11 protein-coding genes and 1 pseudogene are annotated in these 16,558 nt (G+C 58.9%); 8 read left to right on the top strand and 4 right to left on the bottom strand.

Going from position 1 to position 16,558, the window contains the following annotated elements; genetic code table 11:
- The first annotated feature begins 191 nt into the window (after positions 1-191).
- Both RHP75_RS17485 and RHP75_RS17480 read left to right on the top strand, forming a co-directional pair.
- Positions 192-611 carry a prepilin-type N-terminal cleavage/methylation domain-containing protein gene (locus tag RHP75_RS17485; protein WP_311089309.1) on the top strand — a complete coding sequence of 140 codons (420 nt, stop codon included), beginning with the start codon at positions 192-194 and terminating at the stop codon, positions 609-611.
- Positions 612-836: 225 nt separating this feature from the next.
- Complete coding sequence (locus RHP75_RS17480; RefSeq protein WP_311089308.1) at positions 837-2,531, top strand: Wzy polymerase domain-containing protein; 1,695 nt, start codon at positions 837-839, stop codon at positions 2,529-2,531.
- Between the two features lie 136 nt (positions 2,532-2,667).
- Here the strand turns inward: RHP75_RS17480 and nadC are convergent, their stop codons facing one another.
- Complete coding sequence (gene nadC, locus RHP75_RS17475) at positions 2,668-3,516, bottom strand: carboxylating nicotinate-nucleotide diphosphorylase (RefSeq protein WP_311089307.1); 849 nt, start codon at positions 3,514-3,516, stop codon at positions 2,668-2,670.
- 364 nt (positions 3,517-3,880) lie between these two features.
- Here nadC and RHP75_RS17470 point away from each other — a divergent pair, with 364 nt between their 5' ends.
- The 3 genes from RHP75_RS17470 to ampE all read left to right on the top strand — a co-directional run bounded on the left by RHP75_RS17470 (position 3,881) and on the right by ampE (position 7,734).
- The gene (locus RHP75_RS17470) at positions 3,881-6,196 is read left to right on the top strand and encodes a DUF1631 domain-containing protein (RefSeq protein WP_311089306.1); all 2,316 of its coding nucleotides are present in this window, start codon (positions 3,881-3,883) and stop codon (positions 6,194-6,196) included.
- A 141-nt stretch (positions 6,197-6,337) separates the two neighbouring features.
- Positions 6,338-6,901, top strand: coding sequence for a 1,6-anhydro-N-acetylmuramyl-L-alanine amidase AmpD (gene ampD, locus RHP75_RS17465; protein ID WP_311089305.1), 564 nt, complete (start codon positions 6,338-6,340; stop codon positions 6,899-6,901).
- A complete protein-coding gene (gene ampE / locus RHP75_RS17460) occupies positions 6,898-7,734 on the top strand; it encodes a regulatory signaling modulator protein AmpE (protein ID WP_311089304.1) in 837 nt (278 codons plus the stop codon). Before ampD ends, ampE begins: the two co-directional genes overlap by 4 nt.
- Positions 7,735-7,740: 6 nt before the next feature.
- On the opposite strand, the gene RHP75_RS17455 is transcribed toward ampE, so the two are convergent.
- On the bottom strand, positions 7,741-8,634 hold the full coding sequence (locus RHP75_RS17455; RefSeq protein ID WP_311089303.1) for an ROK family protein: 894 nt from the start codon (positions 8,632-8,634) through the stop codon (positions 7,741-7,743).
- Positions 8,635-8,886: 252 nt separating this feature from the next.
- Here RHP75_RS17455 and RHP75_RS21365 point away from each other — a divergent pair.
- Both RHP75_RS21365 and RHP75_RS21360 read left to right on the top strand, forming a co-directional pair.
- Positions 8,887-9,978: pseudogene (locus tag RHP75_RS21365) on the top strand (methyl-accepting chemotaxis protein); the annotation flags it as partial.
- The gene (locus RHP75_RS21360) at positions 9,955-10,884 is read left to right on the top strand and encodes a methyl-accepting chemotaxis protein (protein ID WP_409079746.1); all 930 of its coding nucleotides are present in this window, start codon (positions 9,955-9,957) and stop codon (positions 10,882-10,884) included. The pseudogene RHP75_RS21365 and the gene RHP75_RS21360, both read left to right, overlap by 24 nt.
- 65 nt (positions 10,885-10,949) lie before the next feature.
- Here the strand turns inward: RHP75_RS21360 and RHP75_RS17445 are convergent, their stop codons facing one another.
- Positions 10,950-11,648: a response regulator gene (locus RHP75_RS17445; protein ID WP_311089301.1), complete on the bottom strand. Its 699-nt coding sequence runs from the start codon at positions 11,646-11,648 to the stop codon at positions 10,950-10,952.
- Positions 11,623-15,021, bottom strand: coding sequence for a response regulator (locus tag RHP75_RS17440; protein WP_311089300.1), 3,399 nt, complete (start codon positions 15,019-15,021; stop codon positions 11,623-11,625). Before RHP75_RS17440 ends, RHP75_RS17445 begins: the two co-directional genes overlap by 26 nt.
- A gap of 279 nt (positions 15,022-15,300) precedes the next feature.
- Here RHP75_RS17440 and urtA point away from each other — a divergent pair, with 279 nt between their 5' ends.
- Complete coding sequence (urtA, locus tag RHP75_RS17435) at positions 15,301-16,530, top strand: urea ABC transporter substrate-binding protein (protein WP_311089299.1); 1,230 nt, start codon at positions 15,301-15,303, stop codon at positions 16,528-16,530.
- Positions 16,531-16,558: the final 28 nt, after the last annotated feature.

Below are 16,558 nucleotides of genomic sequence, written 5' to 3'. Positions count from 1 at the left end.
AGCCTAGTTGATCTTGGCTGCCAAACGCGGCGGTTGTGGATGACAAAAAAGGTCACTTTGTGTCTGTAAGGCGGCAGGGTGTTGGGTGGCGTCGGCCACGCAGCGCGATACGTGCTCCGTTCTGTTGTTGGCACGGGCTGTGCAGTAATCCCATCAGGTCGTTGACCTAAACACACCTAGGAGAGATTTGTATGAAAGCTCAAATGCAAAAAGGCTTTACCCTGATTGAATTGATGATCGTGGTTGCGATCATCGGTATTCTGGCTGCTATCGCGCTGCCGGCCTACCAGGACTACACCAACCGTGCTCGTGCTTCCGAAGTTGTGCTGGCTGCCAGCGGTGCGCGCACCTGCGTAACCGAAATCAACCAGAGCGCAGCAAACGCTGCTTCTGCAGACTATGAAGGCTGTGATGCTCTTTCTGCTGTGGGTGCATATGACATTACAGTAGACGTAGACGATGCTACCGGTGAGGTCGTAGCTTCGGGCACAATTTCCGGCGCAACAGTTACTGTTACCCTTGAGCCGAGTTCTAGCACTGGTGGTGACGTCTTCGATACTTGGGCTTGCACTGGTACGCCGGAAGCCTGGATGCCGGGCAGCTGCAAGTAAGCTTATAGAGATTGGCGTTTCTGTATCAGTAGGTACGGTCTGTTATCGTAAATGCTTGATTGCCTGAAATCGCAGAAAGATGAAAACGCCTCGCTCAGCCGGGGCGTTTTTTATTAAGGTGAAAAAGTTAAGTCGCAGGAAATTATACTCCTGTATGTCTTTTTGCCTGTGTTTGTGTGCTTAAGTGCTTTGCTCTTGTGTCTAGGTTGATGTTTTGGAGGGTGCGTGCGTTCAAAGGTTAAATATCAAGGGTTGATGCTGCTGGCATGTGGCGTGTTTGTTTTTGCCTGGCTGATGCCGAATCACAATCCACCGTGGACATCGGCTTACCAAGAGTTTGCAAGTTTTTTTGCGGGTCTGATGCTGCTGTCAGTTGTCGTTCTATCGCGCCAAATAAAGGTTACGCCTGCTGTTGTAGGTTTTTTTATGTTGGCCAGTGTCCCGTTGCTGCAGTGGTGGGTTGGGGTAGTATTTTTTTCGAGCGATGCCTGGATTATCTCGATATTTATATCGGGTTTTGCGCTGATGTTAATGGTTGGCTATAGCCTGGGTTTACAGTCGGAGAGTCGTTTATTTTTTGCGCGGCTATTGGCCGCAACGCTGATAGTGGGGGCGGTCTTATCCCTGTGGATTGCTCTGCGCCAGTGGTTGCTATTTCCCTCTGGCTCTTTCTGGGTGATCGATTTGCCTCGTGGGGGGCGGCCATATGCCAATCTTGCGCAGCCGAATAGCCTCGCTACTTTGTTGTGTATGGGGTTGGCGGGTGTTTTATATCTGTACGAGCGCTATATCGTCGGACGCTTTACGGCGGGGCTGCTGGCAGTTTGTCTTTTATTTGGTGTGACGCTGACAATGTCACGAACCCCTTGGGTTGCTTCAATTGCCGTATTGGCTTTTTGGTGTTGGAAGGCTTATGGGGGCGCGCTGCGCCTCTCAATCGTCGCTTTATTGGGTTGGCTGGGCTTTTATGTCCTGTGTTTGCTGGTGTTGCCGAGTATTGCTGATGCTCTGCTGCTAGCAGAAAGTGATCCGTTGGCGCGAACAGGGTCATCTGCGCGCTTGGATATATGGTGGCAGCTTTGGCAGGCTGTTTTGCAGGGGCCTATTTGGGGTTATGGTTGGGGGCAGGTTGGTGTTGCCCAGGTAAGTGTTGCGCTGGAGTATCCGGTGCCTCGGTTAATGACATTTTATAGTCATAATATATTGTTGGATCTTTTGTTGTGGAATGGCCCGATTTTGGGTGGGGTAATTATTTTTTGTGTTGCCGTTTGGTTGTGGAGAATTGGGCGGAGCGCAGCATCCCCTGAAAGTTTGTTTGCATTGGTTGCCTCCGGCTGTGTTCTTGTGCATGCCATGCTCGAGTATCCGTTGGCATATGCTTTTTTCTTGTTGCCTTTAGGGCTTCTTCTTGGGCTCGCTGCTGCTGAGAGGCGCGCGGTATACGAGCTAAATGCGCCTGTTTGGTTGTGCGGTGGCGTGCTGGTATTTTCAGTTAGTTTGCTCGGGTGGTACTGGAAAGAGTATCGAGTAATTGATGAGTACTATCGCGTTAGTCGTTTAGAGGAGGCGGGAATTGTCGGGGCGGTCGCAGGAAATGTCCCGAATGTTGTTCTGTTGAGTCAGCCTCGTGAATATATTCGTCTTGTTCGTGAGTGGCCTGTCGCCGGTATGTCGGGCTCTCAGCTCGACGCTATGCGCAAAGTTTCTTACAGGTATCCAGGGGCGCTCAGTCTGTTTCGTTATGCCTTTGCACTTGGTATTAATGATCGCCCTAGTGATGCTTATGAGCAGTTAAGGGTGATTCGTGCTCAGTTCGGAGAAAGAGTTTATCTTCAGGCGCTGCAGGAGTTTCAGCGGAAGGAAGCTGAGTATCCGCAGTTAGCTGCGGTGCGGTTGGGTTTAACGAATTCTGAGTTTTAATTTGCTTGTTTCTTTCATTCACTGTTGTGTGGCCGTTTGTATGCGGCCTGAGTATTAACTCAATCCTGGCTGCGGGAGTCGCTTTATCCCTGTACCTAATAGCCGTTCGGCTTCGGTTGAGTGCGGGTGGTCATATTTACAGGCTCAGCCGCATCGATAAATCCACCGCCTTTACATCTTTGGTCAGCGCACCAATCGAGATGTAGTCCACACCTGTATCTGCAATCGCATGCAAGGTGCTTTCGTTTACTCCGCCCGAAGCTTCCAGTTTGGCTCGGCCCTGACTGACGGTTACGGCCTCGCGCATCTCATCCAGGCTCAGCTCATCAAGCATGATGATGTCTGCTCCGGCATCCAATGCTTCGCGCAACTCATCCAGGTTTTCCACTTCCACTTCCACTGGCTTACCGGGGGCGATTTTATGCGCTGCTGTTACGGCCTGGTCGATGCCGCCGCATGCAGCGATATGGTTTTCCTTTATAAGGAATGCATCGTAGAGGCCAATTCGGTGGTTGTGGCAACCGCCTTGGGTGACGGCATATTTCTGCGCCAGGCGCAGGCCGGGCAGGGTCTTGCGGGTGTCGAGCAGTTTGACGGCAGTGCCTTGTACCAGGTCGGCATAGTGCTGGCAGCGGGTGGCTACAGCGGAGAGTGTCTGCAGAAAATTCAGTGCGCTGCGCTCGCCACTGAGTAGGGCGCGGGCGGGGCCTTCGAGTTCAAACAGCACTTGGTTGGGTTCGACGCGTTGGCCGTCTTGGATATGCCAGTGCACGGCGACCCGTGGATCAAGTTGGCGAAATACTGCATCGACCCAGGCGGTGCCACAGATAACTGCGGACTCGCGGGTGATGACTTTGGCGTGTGCCAGGCGTTCGGCGGGGATCAGCTGGGCGGTGATGTCGCCGCTGCCAATATCCTCTGCCAGTGCGCGGCGCACATTGGCCTCGATTTCGTGAGCGAGGTCGGCGAGGATGAGGTTAGGCATGATGGGCTCCAGTCAGCAGAATGCGCCGATTATAGGGACTGATGGCTGTTTGCGCAGTCTTTGCAGCTGTTCTCTGGCAGTGGTGGGGCTATGCTGATGGAGGTTCTTCGTTAGCTGCGTGCAGCCGCTACGCATAGAGTGCTGCGTTGGTCGTATGTAGATAACCGTTGGGAAGCTGTGTCGCTGCATCTGTGACGCGGGTCATGTCTGGAGGAAAAGTCAGCTTGGTATGCGCGCGTGCATCCCTATAATGGCTTTACTTTTTAGAATTGTTGACGCCAGGCCTTTGACGTTACGGATGACGCTCAGTTGATCGCTGTGCAGATCGGTTCGCCCAAGATGGGCAGTCTGCAGGAGACTCGCAATGAAGACTGATGCGAATGTGGTTCACCTGAGCAAGGTGGTCCCTGAGCAATCGCCCACTTCGCCGGTAGGAAGACTGCCTGTGGCGCTGACAAATGTGCGTGACAAAGCGGCGCAACAGCTGAAGACGGCTTTGCAGGCGCTGTTCGACAATGCGGACGATACGCTGTTCGAGATGGCGGATCGTGCCACTAGCAATACCGAGCAGAACGCATTCTTCGAGGCGATGCGCGATCTACGCTTGAAACGCAAAAATATCGAGCGTGGCTTCCTGCAGAAGGTCTTCGAGGCTTTCGCCACCCTGAATCAATATGAAATTGGCAAGCCTGCGCCTTTGGATGCGGTGTCGTTCGATACCCTGTCGCTGGTGCAGAACGATGCTCTGGAAGAGTCGGTTGCTCTGGACTCGATGGTCGCCAAGGTGATGAGCCGCGACGGTGCAGCTCTCAGCCACCTGACCACGCGCTTCAATGCCATGGTTAGCAAGAAGCTGGACGATAAGAGCAACCCTGTCGGTCCGACCAGCCTCTGCGAATTCTTCCTTGATGCTTGTAGCAGCCTGGGCGTCGAAATCCGGGTCAAACTAATCATTCTTAAGCTGTTCGAAAAGTACGTACTCAGCGACCTTGATCAGTTGTATGCCGAAGCCAACCAGGCATTGATCGCCGCCGGTGTGTTGCCGGAACTCAAATCTGCACCTGCGCGGCGTAATCTCTCGCGCGCTAGCGCTTCCGTCAGTGCTACTCGCCAGGATGCTTCGCCGGAACTCTCGGATGAATTTGCTGATGAGGGCGTGCAAGAAGTCTTCGGCGCGCTGCAGGAGCTGCTTTCCCAAGCCCGTGGCACTGTAATTCCGCGGCGTAATCGCCCTACTGATGCGATGCCGATCTCCAGTAATGACCTGATGCGCCTGCTTTCGCATATGCAGCAGCGTGCGCCTGCGCAAGTCAGTGATGATTTTGATCTGCGTGAGCAGTTGGAAGGCTTGTTGACCCGCGCCAGTGCTAAAGCCGGTAAAGCGCGGGTGGTAGGTGAGGTTGATGAGGACGTTATCAACCTGGTGTCGATGTTGTTCGAATTTATCCTCGACGACCGCACCTTGCCGGACTCGCTCAAGGCGCTGATTGGCCGTCTACAGATCCCGATGCTGAAAGTGGCGGTGATCGACAAGACTTTCTTCAGTCGTGGCAGCCATCCGGCCCGCCGTCTGCTCAATGAAATTGCTTCTGCCGCCTTGGGTTGGGGCGAGCAGGACGATACGCAGCGTGACAGCCTGTATCAGAAGATCGAGCAGGTGGTGCAACGTCTGCTCAATGATTTTGTTGATGACCCAGTTATCTTCTCCGAGCTGCTGGCCGAGTTCCTGGCCTTCACCGGCGACGAACGTCGCCGCAGCGAGCTGCTTGAGCAGCGTACCCGCGATGCCGAAGAGGGTAGTGCCAAGGCTGCATTGGCCCGCCGTGAAGTCGAGCAGGCGCTGAATGAGCGCTTGCTCGGCAAGACGCTGCCGGAAGTGGTGGTGCGTCTGCTGCAGGAGGCCTGGAGCAAGGTACTGATGCTGACCTGCCTGAAACACGGCGTCGAGTCGGCGGAATGGCAGGCAGCGCTGGCGACCATGGATGATTTGGTCTGGAGTGTTGAGCTGCACGAAGAGCCGGAAGCACGTATGCGTCTGCTGGAGATGGTGCCAGGGCTGCTTAAAGCGCTGCGTGAAGGTATGGCCAGTGCGGCGTTTGATCCGTTCTCCACCGGTGAGTTCTTCAGTCAGTTGGAGGCCTTGCATGTGCAGGCTTTCCAACGCTTCAAGCGCAGCTTGCCGGAAGAAAACCCACAGGGTGATGTGCCACCGCTTGCTGAGATCGATGAAGAGCAGCGCGCGGCTCTGGCTGAGGCTGGTATCGAGCTGCCATTGCTGGAGCTACCCGCTGCGGAAGCGGTTGAAGAGCCAGCAATGGTCGAGGTGGTCGAAGAGATTATTCTGCTGGCACCCGGCGAGCTTCGTGCCGCCGAGCCAGAGGCCAGCCTGCCGGACGACGATGAGTCACTGCTACAGGTCGATAACCTGCGGGTCGGCAGCTGGGTCGAGTTTCAGGAAGATGAAGAACACAAGCTGCGGTGCAAGCTGGCCGCGGTGATAAAGCCGACAGGCAAGTACATCTTCGTCAACCGTACCGGTATGAAGGTGCTGGAGAAAACCCGTATGGGCCTGGCCGTGGAGTTCCGCCGCAGTGCGATTCGCCTGCTCGATGATGCGCTGCTGTTTGATCGAGCGCTGGAGTCGGTGATCGGCAACCTGCGCAAGCTCAAGGGTGCCTGATCGTCTGTGATTGATGCGTTACCACAACGCCGCCGGGGTACAGCCCAGGCGGCGTTTTTGCATCTGCGTATTCGTTTGGGCATTCGCCCTTGGTCTTGGGCAAGCGCTGCACTAGAGTGATGGCTCGTTCAAGGAGTCTTTATGCAGCTGGACCCTTCCAGTGGCTGGTGCGATGGTATCCAGCGCTGCCCATCACCGAACTTCAATCAGCGGCCGCTGGGCGAAGTTTCTCTGTTGGTTATCCATAACATCAGCCTGCCGCCCAGGCAGTTCGGCACGGGTAAGGTGCAGGCGTTTTTTCAGAATCGTCTGGATGCCGACGAGCACCCTTATTTCGCCAGCATCGCTAGCCTGCAGGTGTCTGCGCATTTCTTTATTGAGCGTGATGGTGCCGTCACGCAGTTCGTCTCCTGTAACGAGCGCGCCTGGCATGCCGGGGTTTCGCGGTTTGCCGAACGGGAAAACTGTAATGATTTTTCCTTAGGCATTGAGCTTGAAGGTACGGATGATCTGCCGTTCACGGCTGCGCAGTATGCGGCGCTGATTGAGCTGATCCGGCAGCTGCAGATGGCTTATCCGGCCATCACTCTGGAGCGCATCTGTGGCCATAGCGATATTGCGCCGGGTCGCAAGACCGACCCTGGCCCGGCATTCGATTGGCAGCGTGTGCGCATGGCATTGCAGCAAGACAAGGAGCTGACATGAATTTTCTGGTGCTATTGCTGGTGCTGTGGGTCGAGAAGTTCTCTTCCTGGCGTAAACCCATTCAACACGATGGCCCATGGCTGCGCTTGCTGGCTGCGACTGAGAGCAAGCCGCAGTGGGCTGAGCGGCCGTGGCTGGCGTTGGCCTTGCTGGTGCTGCTGCCGTTGTTCGCTCTAGGGCTGGTTTTGCTGGTGTTGGAGCCTGTGGCCTATGGTTGGCTGGCGTTGCCGGTGCATCTGTTGGTGGTGATTTACAGCCTGGGCCGCGGTGATTTACTGGCGGCATTGGGGCCGTTTCGCGATAGCTGGCGCCGTGAGGACGCCGAGGCCGCGTATCTGGTGGCGCGGCGTGATCTGGCGCTGGAGGCGGACGAAGAGGGCGAGTTGCTGCAGCGCGTCCAGGGGCATCTGGTGTGGCAGGCCTACCAGAGTTTCTTTGCGGTGATCTTCTGGTATGCGCTGCTGGGGCCTTTGGCGGCGCTGGCCTATCGGCTGGTCGCCCTGACCGGCGAACATGCCACGCTGCCAGCCTTGCGTGAAGCTGCCGTACAGGTGCGTCATGGCTTCGACTGGCTGCCGGTGCGTGTGCTGGCAGCCAGCTTTGCCCTGGTCGGTAACTTCGCCGGCGTCAGTCGTACCTTGTTGCATGAGCTGCTCAGCTGGGATATCAGCGCGGCGCAGTTGGCGATCATTACTGCGCGGGCTGCTGGAGAGACGCCGGAACCGGTGATTGGCGAGGTCGGTGTCAGCAGCCTGGACGGACTGTGGCAGTTGTTGGTCCGCGCCGCGGTGTTCTGGTATGCGCTGTTTGCTGTTTGGACCCTGCTTATCTGAGGTCGCTTATTCGTTCCACAGCCAGGCCGCGCCGCGCACACCGCTGGAGTCGCCGTGCTTGGCCTGTACCAGGCGCGTGTTGACCTGATCGGAGAACACATAACGCGGCAACAGGGGCACTACCTGGGAGTAAAGGGCTGTGCAATTGGACATACCGCCTCCCAGCACGATCACATGCGGATCAATCAGGTTGATCACCGATGCCAGGCCGCGCGCCAGTTGGTCGCAGTAGCGTGCAACGGCCTGCTGTGCGGCTGAATCACCAGCTTCAGCGGCGCTCACCTGGGCGCTTGCGTCGAGGCCAAGATTGCTGCGGGCTGCCCAACCTGGGCCGCTGAGAAAGGTTTCGATGCAGTCATCCTGGCCGCAATAACAACGGCGGTTCGGGCCATCGTCATTACGTCGCCAGGGCAGCGGGTTGTGCCCCCATTCGCCGGCAATGGCATTCGGTCCGCTAAGCAGCTGCTGGCGCACGACCAGCCCGCCACCGACGCCCGTACCGAGAATAACTCCGAAAACACTCTGGGCACCTTCGCCTGCGCCATCGCAGGCTTCTGAGAGAGCAAAGCAGTCGGCGTCATTGGCCAGGCGCACTGGCCGCTGTAGCCGTTGCTCAAGATCGGCCTGCAGGTCCTCGCCGATCAAACACTGCGAGTTGGCATTCTTGATCCGCCCATGGTCGGGGGAGCGGGTGCCGGGGATACCGACACCGACGCTGCCACGGCTGCCCAGTTCGCGCTCGCAATCTTCAACTAAGCTGGCAATCAGGGCGACGGTTTTCGGGTAATCGCCCTGCGGCGTTGGGGCGCGGCGGCGCAAGACTTGCTGGCCGTTTTCCAGTGCGATTATTTCGACTTTGCTGCCACCCAGATCAATGCCGAGTTTCAGTTGTGTGCGCATCATTAACCTTAAGTTACAGAGGTTGGGGTCGATAAGAGGTATACATGACGCCATGCTCGACCGTTATTTTGTGACATTGATCACATTAATCTGCCCGTATTTACCCCGTTGATGCAAATGCCACAGGTCGAGCCGCAAGGGACATACAAGCCGCCGTTTGAGATTCTGAACGGCCGTTTTGTAACCTTACACGACAATAATTAGAACTGGAGACGTCCTGTGAAGACCGTGTTGTATCCGGCCATCGCGCTAATGAATCGCCTCAGCTTCGGCATGAAGTTCAGTCTGATCAGTGTTCTGTTCTTTCTGCCCATGCTGGTCACCAACTTTTACCTGGTACGTGACTCCTATCGGCAGTTCGTCAGCACCCAGGCGGCTCTCGAGAGCATTGATCTGCTCGGCGAAAGCCTGACGCTGCGGCGCAATCTTGAAGACTTCGTCGATCTCACCGAGGTCAACGCGATGATCGGCCAGTCTGGTCAGGCGGGTGATCTTGAAGCGCGGCTGGTCAAGCTGCAAGGCAGCATCGGCGAGGCATTGCAGGGCATGGCGGCGGTGGTACGCGAGCCTGAGCAGATCGAGGAATTCAACAGCAAGCGCGATCAGCTGATTGCTGAGCTGGGCGCGGTGCAGGCCGAAACTTCGCTGCAGGGCAAGATTGCTCTTGCGGAAAAACTGCTGGGCAGCTCTCAGGTGTTTATCAAGCTGGTCGCCGCTCAAGCCGGCTTGAGCCAGGACCGCCAGGGCTCCGTACGACAGATGATCGAACTGGTCACCGTGGACACGCCCAAGGTCACCGCAGTGCTGAGCGAAGGGCGTGCGGTAGGCGCCTACTCCCTGGCCCAGGGCTTTCTCAACTCATCGGCCAGCACCACGTTTGATGAACTGCTGCTGGAGCTGGAAAAGCTGCATGCCGAGTACGGCTTGAACCTGCAAACATCACTCAACAGCAGCGCGCAGGCCCGCACAGAGCTCGCCAGCCAAGCCGCAAGCAGCCTGGAAACCTTGAAAACCACTGCAGTGCTGTTTGAGGACAAGGTGGTAATCGCCGACTCGCTGGATACGCCCTGGGCGCAGTTCTACGCGGATATCAGCGGTGCCATGGCGCAGACCTACCAGCTCAATGAGATAGTCCTGGTATTCCTCGACAAGCAGCTGCAGGTGCGCCTGGAGGAAAACCGTACGCAGATGGTGCTGCTGGTCGCGGCCCTGGTGGTGGTGTTCCTGCTGATCGTCTACCTGTACGGCGGCTTCTACGTATCGATCCGTACCACCCTGAAAAAGCTCGGCCAGGTGATGAATCAGGTGGCTGCTGGCGATATGACCGTCAGCTTCAAGGCGCAGAGCCAGGACGAGCTGGGCGAGCTGGGTCAGGTGTTCAATGAAACGGTGAGCAAGATCCACCAGTTGATCGAGCGCGTGGGGCAGACCGTGGTTGAGGTTGAGCGCCAGGCGGACCGCGTGCAGCAGGTCTCCGGTGAAAGTAACCAGGCGGTTGCCGGTCAGCGTGGGCAGATCGACCTGATCGCCACCGCAATGAATCAGATGTCGGCCACCGCTCAGGAAGTGGCGCACAGCGCAGCCGCGGCAGTAGGTAGTGCGCAGAGTGTGAATGATGAAACGGTCAGCGGTCGCGCGCTGGTCGAGTCCCAGGTGGGCAGCATCCAGCGTCTGGCCGGAGAGATCGACCAGTCGGTGGCGGTGATCAACAAGCTGGCCAGCGACAGCGCTTCGATCAGCCAGGTGCTGGACGTGATCAAGGGCATTGCTGAACAGACCAATTTGCTCGCGCTCAACGCTGCCATCGAGGCTGCGCGGGCCGGCGAACAGGGGCGTGGCTTTGCCGTGGTGGCCGATGAAGTGCGTAATCTGGCCAAGCGCACGCAGCAGTCCACCGAAGAAATCGAGTCGATGATCGCCAAGCTGCAGAGTGGTGTCGGCGCGGCGGTCAAGGCGATGAACGCCAGCCACCAGATGGCCGACACCACCGTCAATGAATCGGGCAAGGTGCAGCAGGCGCTGGAAAATATCCTGGGCGCGGTGGGCATGATCGTCGACCAGAACCAGCAGATCGCCACCGCCGCTGAAGAGCAGACCGCCGTGGCGCAGGATATCGACCAGAACATTGTCGAGATCAGCCAGGCCGGTGAGCGTACTGCCGAAGGTGCCAGCCAAACTGAGCAGGCCAGCCGCGAGCTGTCCGGGCTGGTGGCGCGTCTCAAACAGTTGATCGGTGCATTCCGCGTCTGATTCGCCACTGCCCAGCAAAACCCGCCGCCTTGGCGGGTTTTTTTATGCCTGGCTGTCAGCCTGGTTCAGGCGCGCTCGGCCATGGCGGAGAGGGCTACCGAGGTGGCGGCGGTGCGAGTTTCCACGCCGAGTTTGATGTAGACGTGCTCCAGGTGTTTGTTCACCGTGCGCGGGCTGAGGCCGAGAATGTCGCCGATGTCGCGGTTGGTCTTGCCGCAGGCCACCCAGCGCAACACTTCCACTTCACGTTCGGTCAGCTGGAAGCGCGCCGAGAGGGTGGCATAGGCGGGCTCGTCGTTCAGCGTTAGCGGTTGCGCCTGGCTGGCGGCGCGCGCCGTTTGCAGGATACGCGCGGTGCGCAGGTGTGAGGCCACGCGGGCGAGTACTTCCTCGGTATTGATCGGCTTGGTCACGTAGTCGATGCCGCCAGCCTCGAAGCCTTTGACCACATGCTCGCTGTCGGTCAATGCGGTCATAAACAGCACCGGAATATCGGCGGTGGCGGCATCGGCCTTGATTCGCTGGCAGGTCTCGAAGCCGTCCAGCCCCGGCATCATCGCGTCGAGCAGAATCAGGTCCGGGCGCCGGCGCTGGATGCGGCTCAGCGCGCTCAGGCCATCCAGCGCCACCAGCACCATATAGCCCACTTCATCGAGGGCATCGGAGAGCAGCGCCAGGTTGTCCGGGGTGTCATCGACGATCAGGATCACCCCGCGTTCGGCCGGGCTGGGGTTGTGCTCAGATGGATTGGTCAGCGCGTTCATGTTCGGCCTCCTTGAGTTGGCGGTTGAATTCGTCCAGGCGGTAGCTTTTCACCAGGGCCCGCAAGGGCGCGGTGAAGCCGGTGCTGGCGGGTGTCAGCCGATCAATGGCGTCGAGTTTCTCCAGAATGCCGCGGATATAGCCCATGGCGCCGAGCTCGCGCAGCGCTTCGAGATCAGTGGCGCTAGGGCGAACAGTCGCATTTTGTGTGGCGGCCGGGAGTTGCAGCGTGCGCCGCAACCACTGCAGGTCGAGGTGTTTGTGGATGCGTTCGAGTAACTCGGGGGTATGCACCGGTTTGGCCAGGTAGTCACTGCAGTCGGCGCTGACGCTGCGTTCACGGTCATCGGCAAAGGCGTTGGCCGAGATCACAATGATTGGGGCCTGGCTTTGTGCATTGCGGCGAATCAGTCGGCTGGTTTCCCAGCCGTCCATCTGTGGCATCGACAGGTCCATGAGGATCAGGTCAGGCTGCAGCAGCGCAACCTGGCGGATGGCTTCCTGGCCACTGGCGGCCTGGGCGATGCTGAAACCCAGCGGTTCGAGCATGCCGGCCAGCACGCGGCGGTGTTCGATATGGTCATCCACCACCAGGATCAGCCGGCGCGGGCCCTGATAACCAATGATGTCGTGCTCTACATGCACCACCGCCTGCGGCACGCGCACCTCGGAGAGGAACAGGCGCACCTGGAAGCTCGTGCCCTGGCCCAGCACACTTTTCACCGACAGTTCGCCGCCCATCAATGAGGTGAGCATGCGCGTAATGGTCAGGCCGAGGCCGACGCCGTTGTCCTGGCGCATCAGGTCGCCGCGCTCGAACGGTTGGAAGATTCGTTCGATCTGCTCGGGGTCGATGCCGATGCCGGTGTCGACGATCTCGAAGCTGGCGGTTTCGCGCAGGTAGCTGACGCGCAGGCAGACCTCGCCGATGTCGGTAAAGCGCACCGCGTTGCCGAGCAGGTTGATCAGGATTTGCCGCACGCGCTTCTCGTCGCCGCGTACCACCGCCGGCATACGCCCGCTGGTTTCCAGGCGAAAGCGCAGGCCTTTTTCCTCGGCCTGCGGGGTGAACATGCGTTCGAGCTGGTGGATAAATTCGGGGAAAGGGATTTCCGTCAGCTCCAGGTTGAGCTTACCGGCCTCGATCTTGGCCACATCGAGCAGCCCGTCAATCAGTGACAGCAGGTGCGAGCCACTGCGAAAAATGGTGGCCAGGGCATCCTGATGTTGTCCGGGCATGCCCGCATCGCGCTGCAGAATCTGCGTATAGCCGAGGATGCTGTTGAGCGGCGTGCGCAGCTCATGGGACAGGCCGGTGACGTAGCGGCTCTTGGCCGCGTTGGCGGCTTCGCTGGCTTCCTTGGCTTTCTGCAGGGCTTCGTCAGTCTTGCGGTGGGCTTCGATCTCCTGCATCAGCAGCTGGGTCTGGCGGTCGGATTCCTCCTGGGCCACCCGGCGGCTTTCGCGGGTCAGCACCACCCACCAGGCGAGAATCGCGGCAAACAGCGACAGGGTCAGAAAGGCTTTGAGAAAAGCCAGGTAGAGCGTCTCTTGCGCCTCCGCCGATTGCGCCACCAAACCCAGGGATACCTGGCTGTAGATCAGCGCCAGTGCGCCGAACAGCAACGCCACCAAGATCGTCAGCAACCCGAGGTACTGCGCCAGGCGGCTGTGCAGGCGTGGGATCGAAACCCGCGGGAACAGCCAGCGGATAAAGTCGTCGAGCTGTTCGGACAGCCGTGCGCGCGGTTTGCAGGCATCGCCACAACGCGCGTCGAGTGAGCAGCACAGCGAGCAGATCGGCGTGCTGTAGGCCGGGCAGAAGGCCATGTCCTCGCTCTCGAAGGCATTGCTGCACAGGCCGCATTGCGCGCTGGTGCTGACGCCGAGGGGGTAGAGCAGCAACGGGTCGCTGCTGCGCGCAAGGTAGTAGCGTCCACCAGTGAGCCAGGCGATCAGCGGGGCGAAGAGCATGGCCGAGCCGAGTGCAACGAGCGGCGAGGCGGCCTGGGCAAAGGCGCCGAACAAGCCACCGTGGGCCAGGATCGACAGCAAGGAGGCGATCAGCATGGCGCCGACACCCACCGGGTTGATATCGTAGAGGTGCGCGCGCTTGAACTCGATGTGCTTGGGCGACAGGCCCAGCGGCTTATTGATCACCAGATCAGCCACCACCGCGCCGATCCAGGCGATGGCGATGTTGGCGTACAGGCCGAGCACTTCCTCAATGGCCTGGAACACCCCCAGCTCCATCAGCATCAGCGCGATGGCGACGTTAAACACCAGCCACACCACGCGCCCCGGATGGCTGTGGGTAACGCGGGCAAAGAAGTTCGACCAGGCCAGCGAGCCGGCGTAGGCGTTGGTCATGTTGATCTTCACCTGGCTGACGATAACGAACAGCACCATCGCTGCCAGCGCCCACTCCGGTGAGCTGAATACATAGTTGAACGCCACCAGGTACATCTGCGTCGGCTCGGCGGCGCGTTCCATGGGGATTTCATGTTGCAACGCGAGAAAGGCCAGAAAGGCGCCGGCGAGCATCTTCAGCGCACCGGGGATGATCCAGCCGGGCCCGGCCATCAGCAGGGCGGCCCACCAGCGTTTGCGGTTGCGCCGGGTCTTTTCCGGGAGAAAACGCAGGTAGTCGACCTGTTCGCCAATCTGCGTGACCAACGCCAGGGCCACGGTGCAGGCGGCGCCGAAATACAGCAGGTTGAACGCGCCACCTTCGCCTTCACGGCCGGCGAAACTGGTCCAGTCACTGAGTGCTTCGGGGTTTTTGCCGATGACGAAGATGTAGGGCAGGAACAGCAGAAACAGCCACAGCGGCTGGGTCCACATCTGCAAGCGGTTGATCAGGGTAATGCCGTAGGCCACCAGGGGGATGACGATCACCGAGCAGATCACATAGGCCAACGCTAACGGGATGTTGAAGTACAGCTCCAGTGCCAGGGCCATGATCGCCGCTTCGAGGGCAAAGAACAGGAAGGTGAAGCTGGCGTAGATCAGCGAGGTGATGGTCGAACCGATATAGCCGAAGCCGGCGCCGCGGGTCAGCAGATCCATGTCCACGCCATAGCGCGCGGCGTAGTAGCTGATCGGCAGACCGGTGAGAAAGATCACCAGGCTCACCGCGAGGATGGCCCACAACGTGTTGGTAAAGCCGTAGCTCAGCGCCAGAGCACCGCCGATGGCCTCCAGGGCGAGAAACGACACCGCGCTCAGGGCGGTGTTGGCGATGCGCAGCTCTGACCATTTGCGAAACGACTTGGGGGTGAAACGCAGGGCGTAGTCTTCCATGGTCTCGTCGGCGACCCAGCTGTTGTAGTCGCGGCGGATCTTGACGATGCGCTGGGTACCGGTCGGTTGCACAAGGACGCTCCAGAGTCGTGACTAATACGCTTGTTTGAATTTGCAACATCCATGCCCCGTGTCTGCAACCGCCGTCCTTGCGCGCGCGAGCTTCTATCTGCCAGCAGCTCGGGCGTGAGCTTGCACCAGCGTGGGGCGCGCGGCAGTACGTCAGATGACGTATGCCGTTACGTCATGCTGCGTATACCGCCCGCGCCGGTGGCAAACGCATGCTGGTGGCGAACCGAACTGGTACCCGCAAGGCGAGCCAGGGAGGAAAACCACCAGAGGAGCATGACCATGGATTCACCGACTCGCTTTCTCCCTCGTCGGCTAGCGTTGGGTGCTGCGGCACTCTCGCTGCTGGCGGCCAGTGTGTTCAGCCAGATGGCTCTGGCCGACGTCAATACCACCGGCCTGGCCGTGACCGACACCGAAGTGACGGTCGGTCAGCTGCACTCGGCCACCGGCACCATGGCCATTTCCGAAACCGGTTCGATCCAGGCTGAGCGTCTGGCCATCGAGCAGATCAACGCCAGCGGCGGCATCCTCGGCCGGCAGATCAAGATCATTCAGGAAGACGGTGCCTCCGACTGGCCGACCTTCGCGGAAAAAGCCAAGAAGCTGCTGGTCGGCGACAAGGTCGCTGCCGTGTTCGGTTGCTGGACCTCGGCCTCACGCAAGGCCGTACTGCCGGTGTTCGAGAAGGAAAACGGCCTGCTCTACTACCCGACCTTCTATGAAGGACTGGAGCAGTCGAAGAACGTTATCTACACCGGCCAGGAAGCCACCCAGCAGATCCTCGCTGGCCTCGACTGGATCGCCAAGGAGAAGGGCGCCAAGACCTTCTACCTGATCGGTTCGGACTACATCTGGCCGCGCACCTCGATGAAGATCGCGCGCAAGCACATCGAGAACGTGCTCGGCGGCAAGGTGGTGGGCGAGGAGTACTACCCGCTGGGCAACACCCAGTTCGGTTCGCTGATCAACAAGGTCAAGCTGAAGAAGCCTGACGTGGTCTTCACCGCAGTGGTCGGTGGTTCCAACGTGGCCTTCTACAAGCAGATGAAAGCCGCCGGCGTAACCAGTGCCAAACAGAACCTGCTGACCCTGTCGGTCACCGAGGATGAACTGCTGGGTATTGGCGGCGAGAACATGGACGGCTTCTACGCCTCGATGAAGTACTTCCAGAGCCTCGACAACCCGAACAACAAAGCCTTCGTTGAAGCCTTCAAGGCCAAGTTCGGCAAGGACGCAGTGATCGGTGACGTGACCCAGGCCGCCTATCTCGGCCCATGGCTGTGGAAGGCAGCGGTCGAAAAAGCCGGCAGCTTCGATGTCGACAAGGTGGCCGCTGCCTCCCCAGGCATCGAGCTGACCACTGCGCCGGAAGGCTACGTCAAGGTGCACGACAACCATCACCTGTGGAGCAAGACCCGCATCGGCCAGGTGCAGAAGGATGGCCAGTTCAAGGTGGTGTTCGAATCCGACCTGATTGAGCCGAACCCATTCCCGAAAGGCTACCAGTAACAGCGGCATAAGCCGGACTCAGGGCAGG

Source organism: Pseudomonas sp. SG20056 (assembly GCF_031764535.1).
Taxonomy (GTDB): Bacteria; Pseudomonadota; Gammaproteobacteria; order Pseudomonadales; family Pseudomonadaceae; genus Aquipseudomonas.
Note: the sequence above shows the minus strand (reverse complement) of the source record. Positions and strands in the feature narration are given on the sequence as shown.

Coding starts and splice junctions, on each gene's coding strand:
- RHP75_RS17485 (WP_311089309.1), top strand. CDS start 192: ATGAAAGCTCAAATGCAAAAAGGCTTTACCCTGATTGAATTGATGATC.
- nadC (WP_311089307.1), bottom strand. CDS start 3,516: ATGCCTAACCTCATCCTCGCCGACCTCGCTCACGAAATCGAGGCCAAT.
- RHP75_RS17470 (WP_311089306.1), top strand. CDS start 3,881: ATGAAGACTGATGCGAATGTGGTTCACCTGAGCAAGGTGGTCCCTGAG.
- ampD (WP_311089305.1), top strand. CDS start 6,338: ATGCAGCTGGACCCTTCCAGTGGCTGGTGCGATGGTATCCAGCGCTGC.
- ampE (WP_311089304.1), top strand. CDS start 6,898: ATGAATTTTCTGGTGCTATTGCTGGTGCTGTGGGTCGAGAAGTTCTCT.
- RHP75_RS17455 (WP_311089303.1), bottom strand. CDS start 8,634: ATGCGCACACAACTGAAACTCGGCATTGATCTGGGTGGCAGCAAAGTC.
- RHP75_RS21360 (WP_409079746.1), top strand. CDS start 9,955: ATGACCGTCAGCTTCAAGGCGCAGAGCCAGGACGAGCTGGGCGAGCTG.
- RHP75_RS17445 (WP_311089301.1), bottom strand. CDS start 11,648: ATGAACGCGCTGACCAATCCATCTGAGCACAACCCCAGCCCGGCCGAA.
- urtA (WP_311089299.1), top strand. CDS start 15,301: ATGGATTCACCGACTCGCTTTCTCCCTCGTCGGCTAGCGTTGGGTGCT.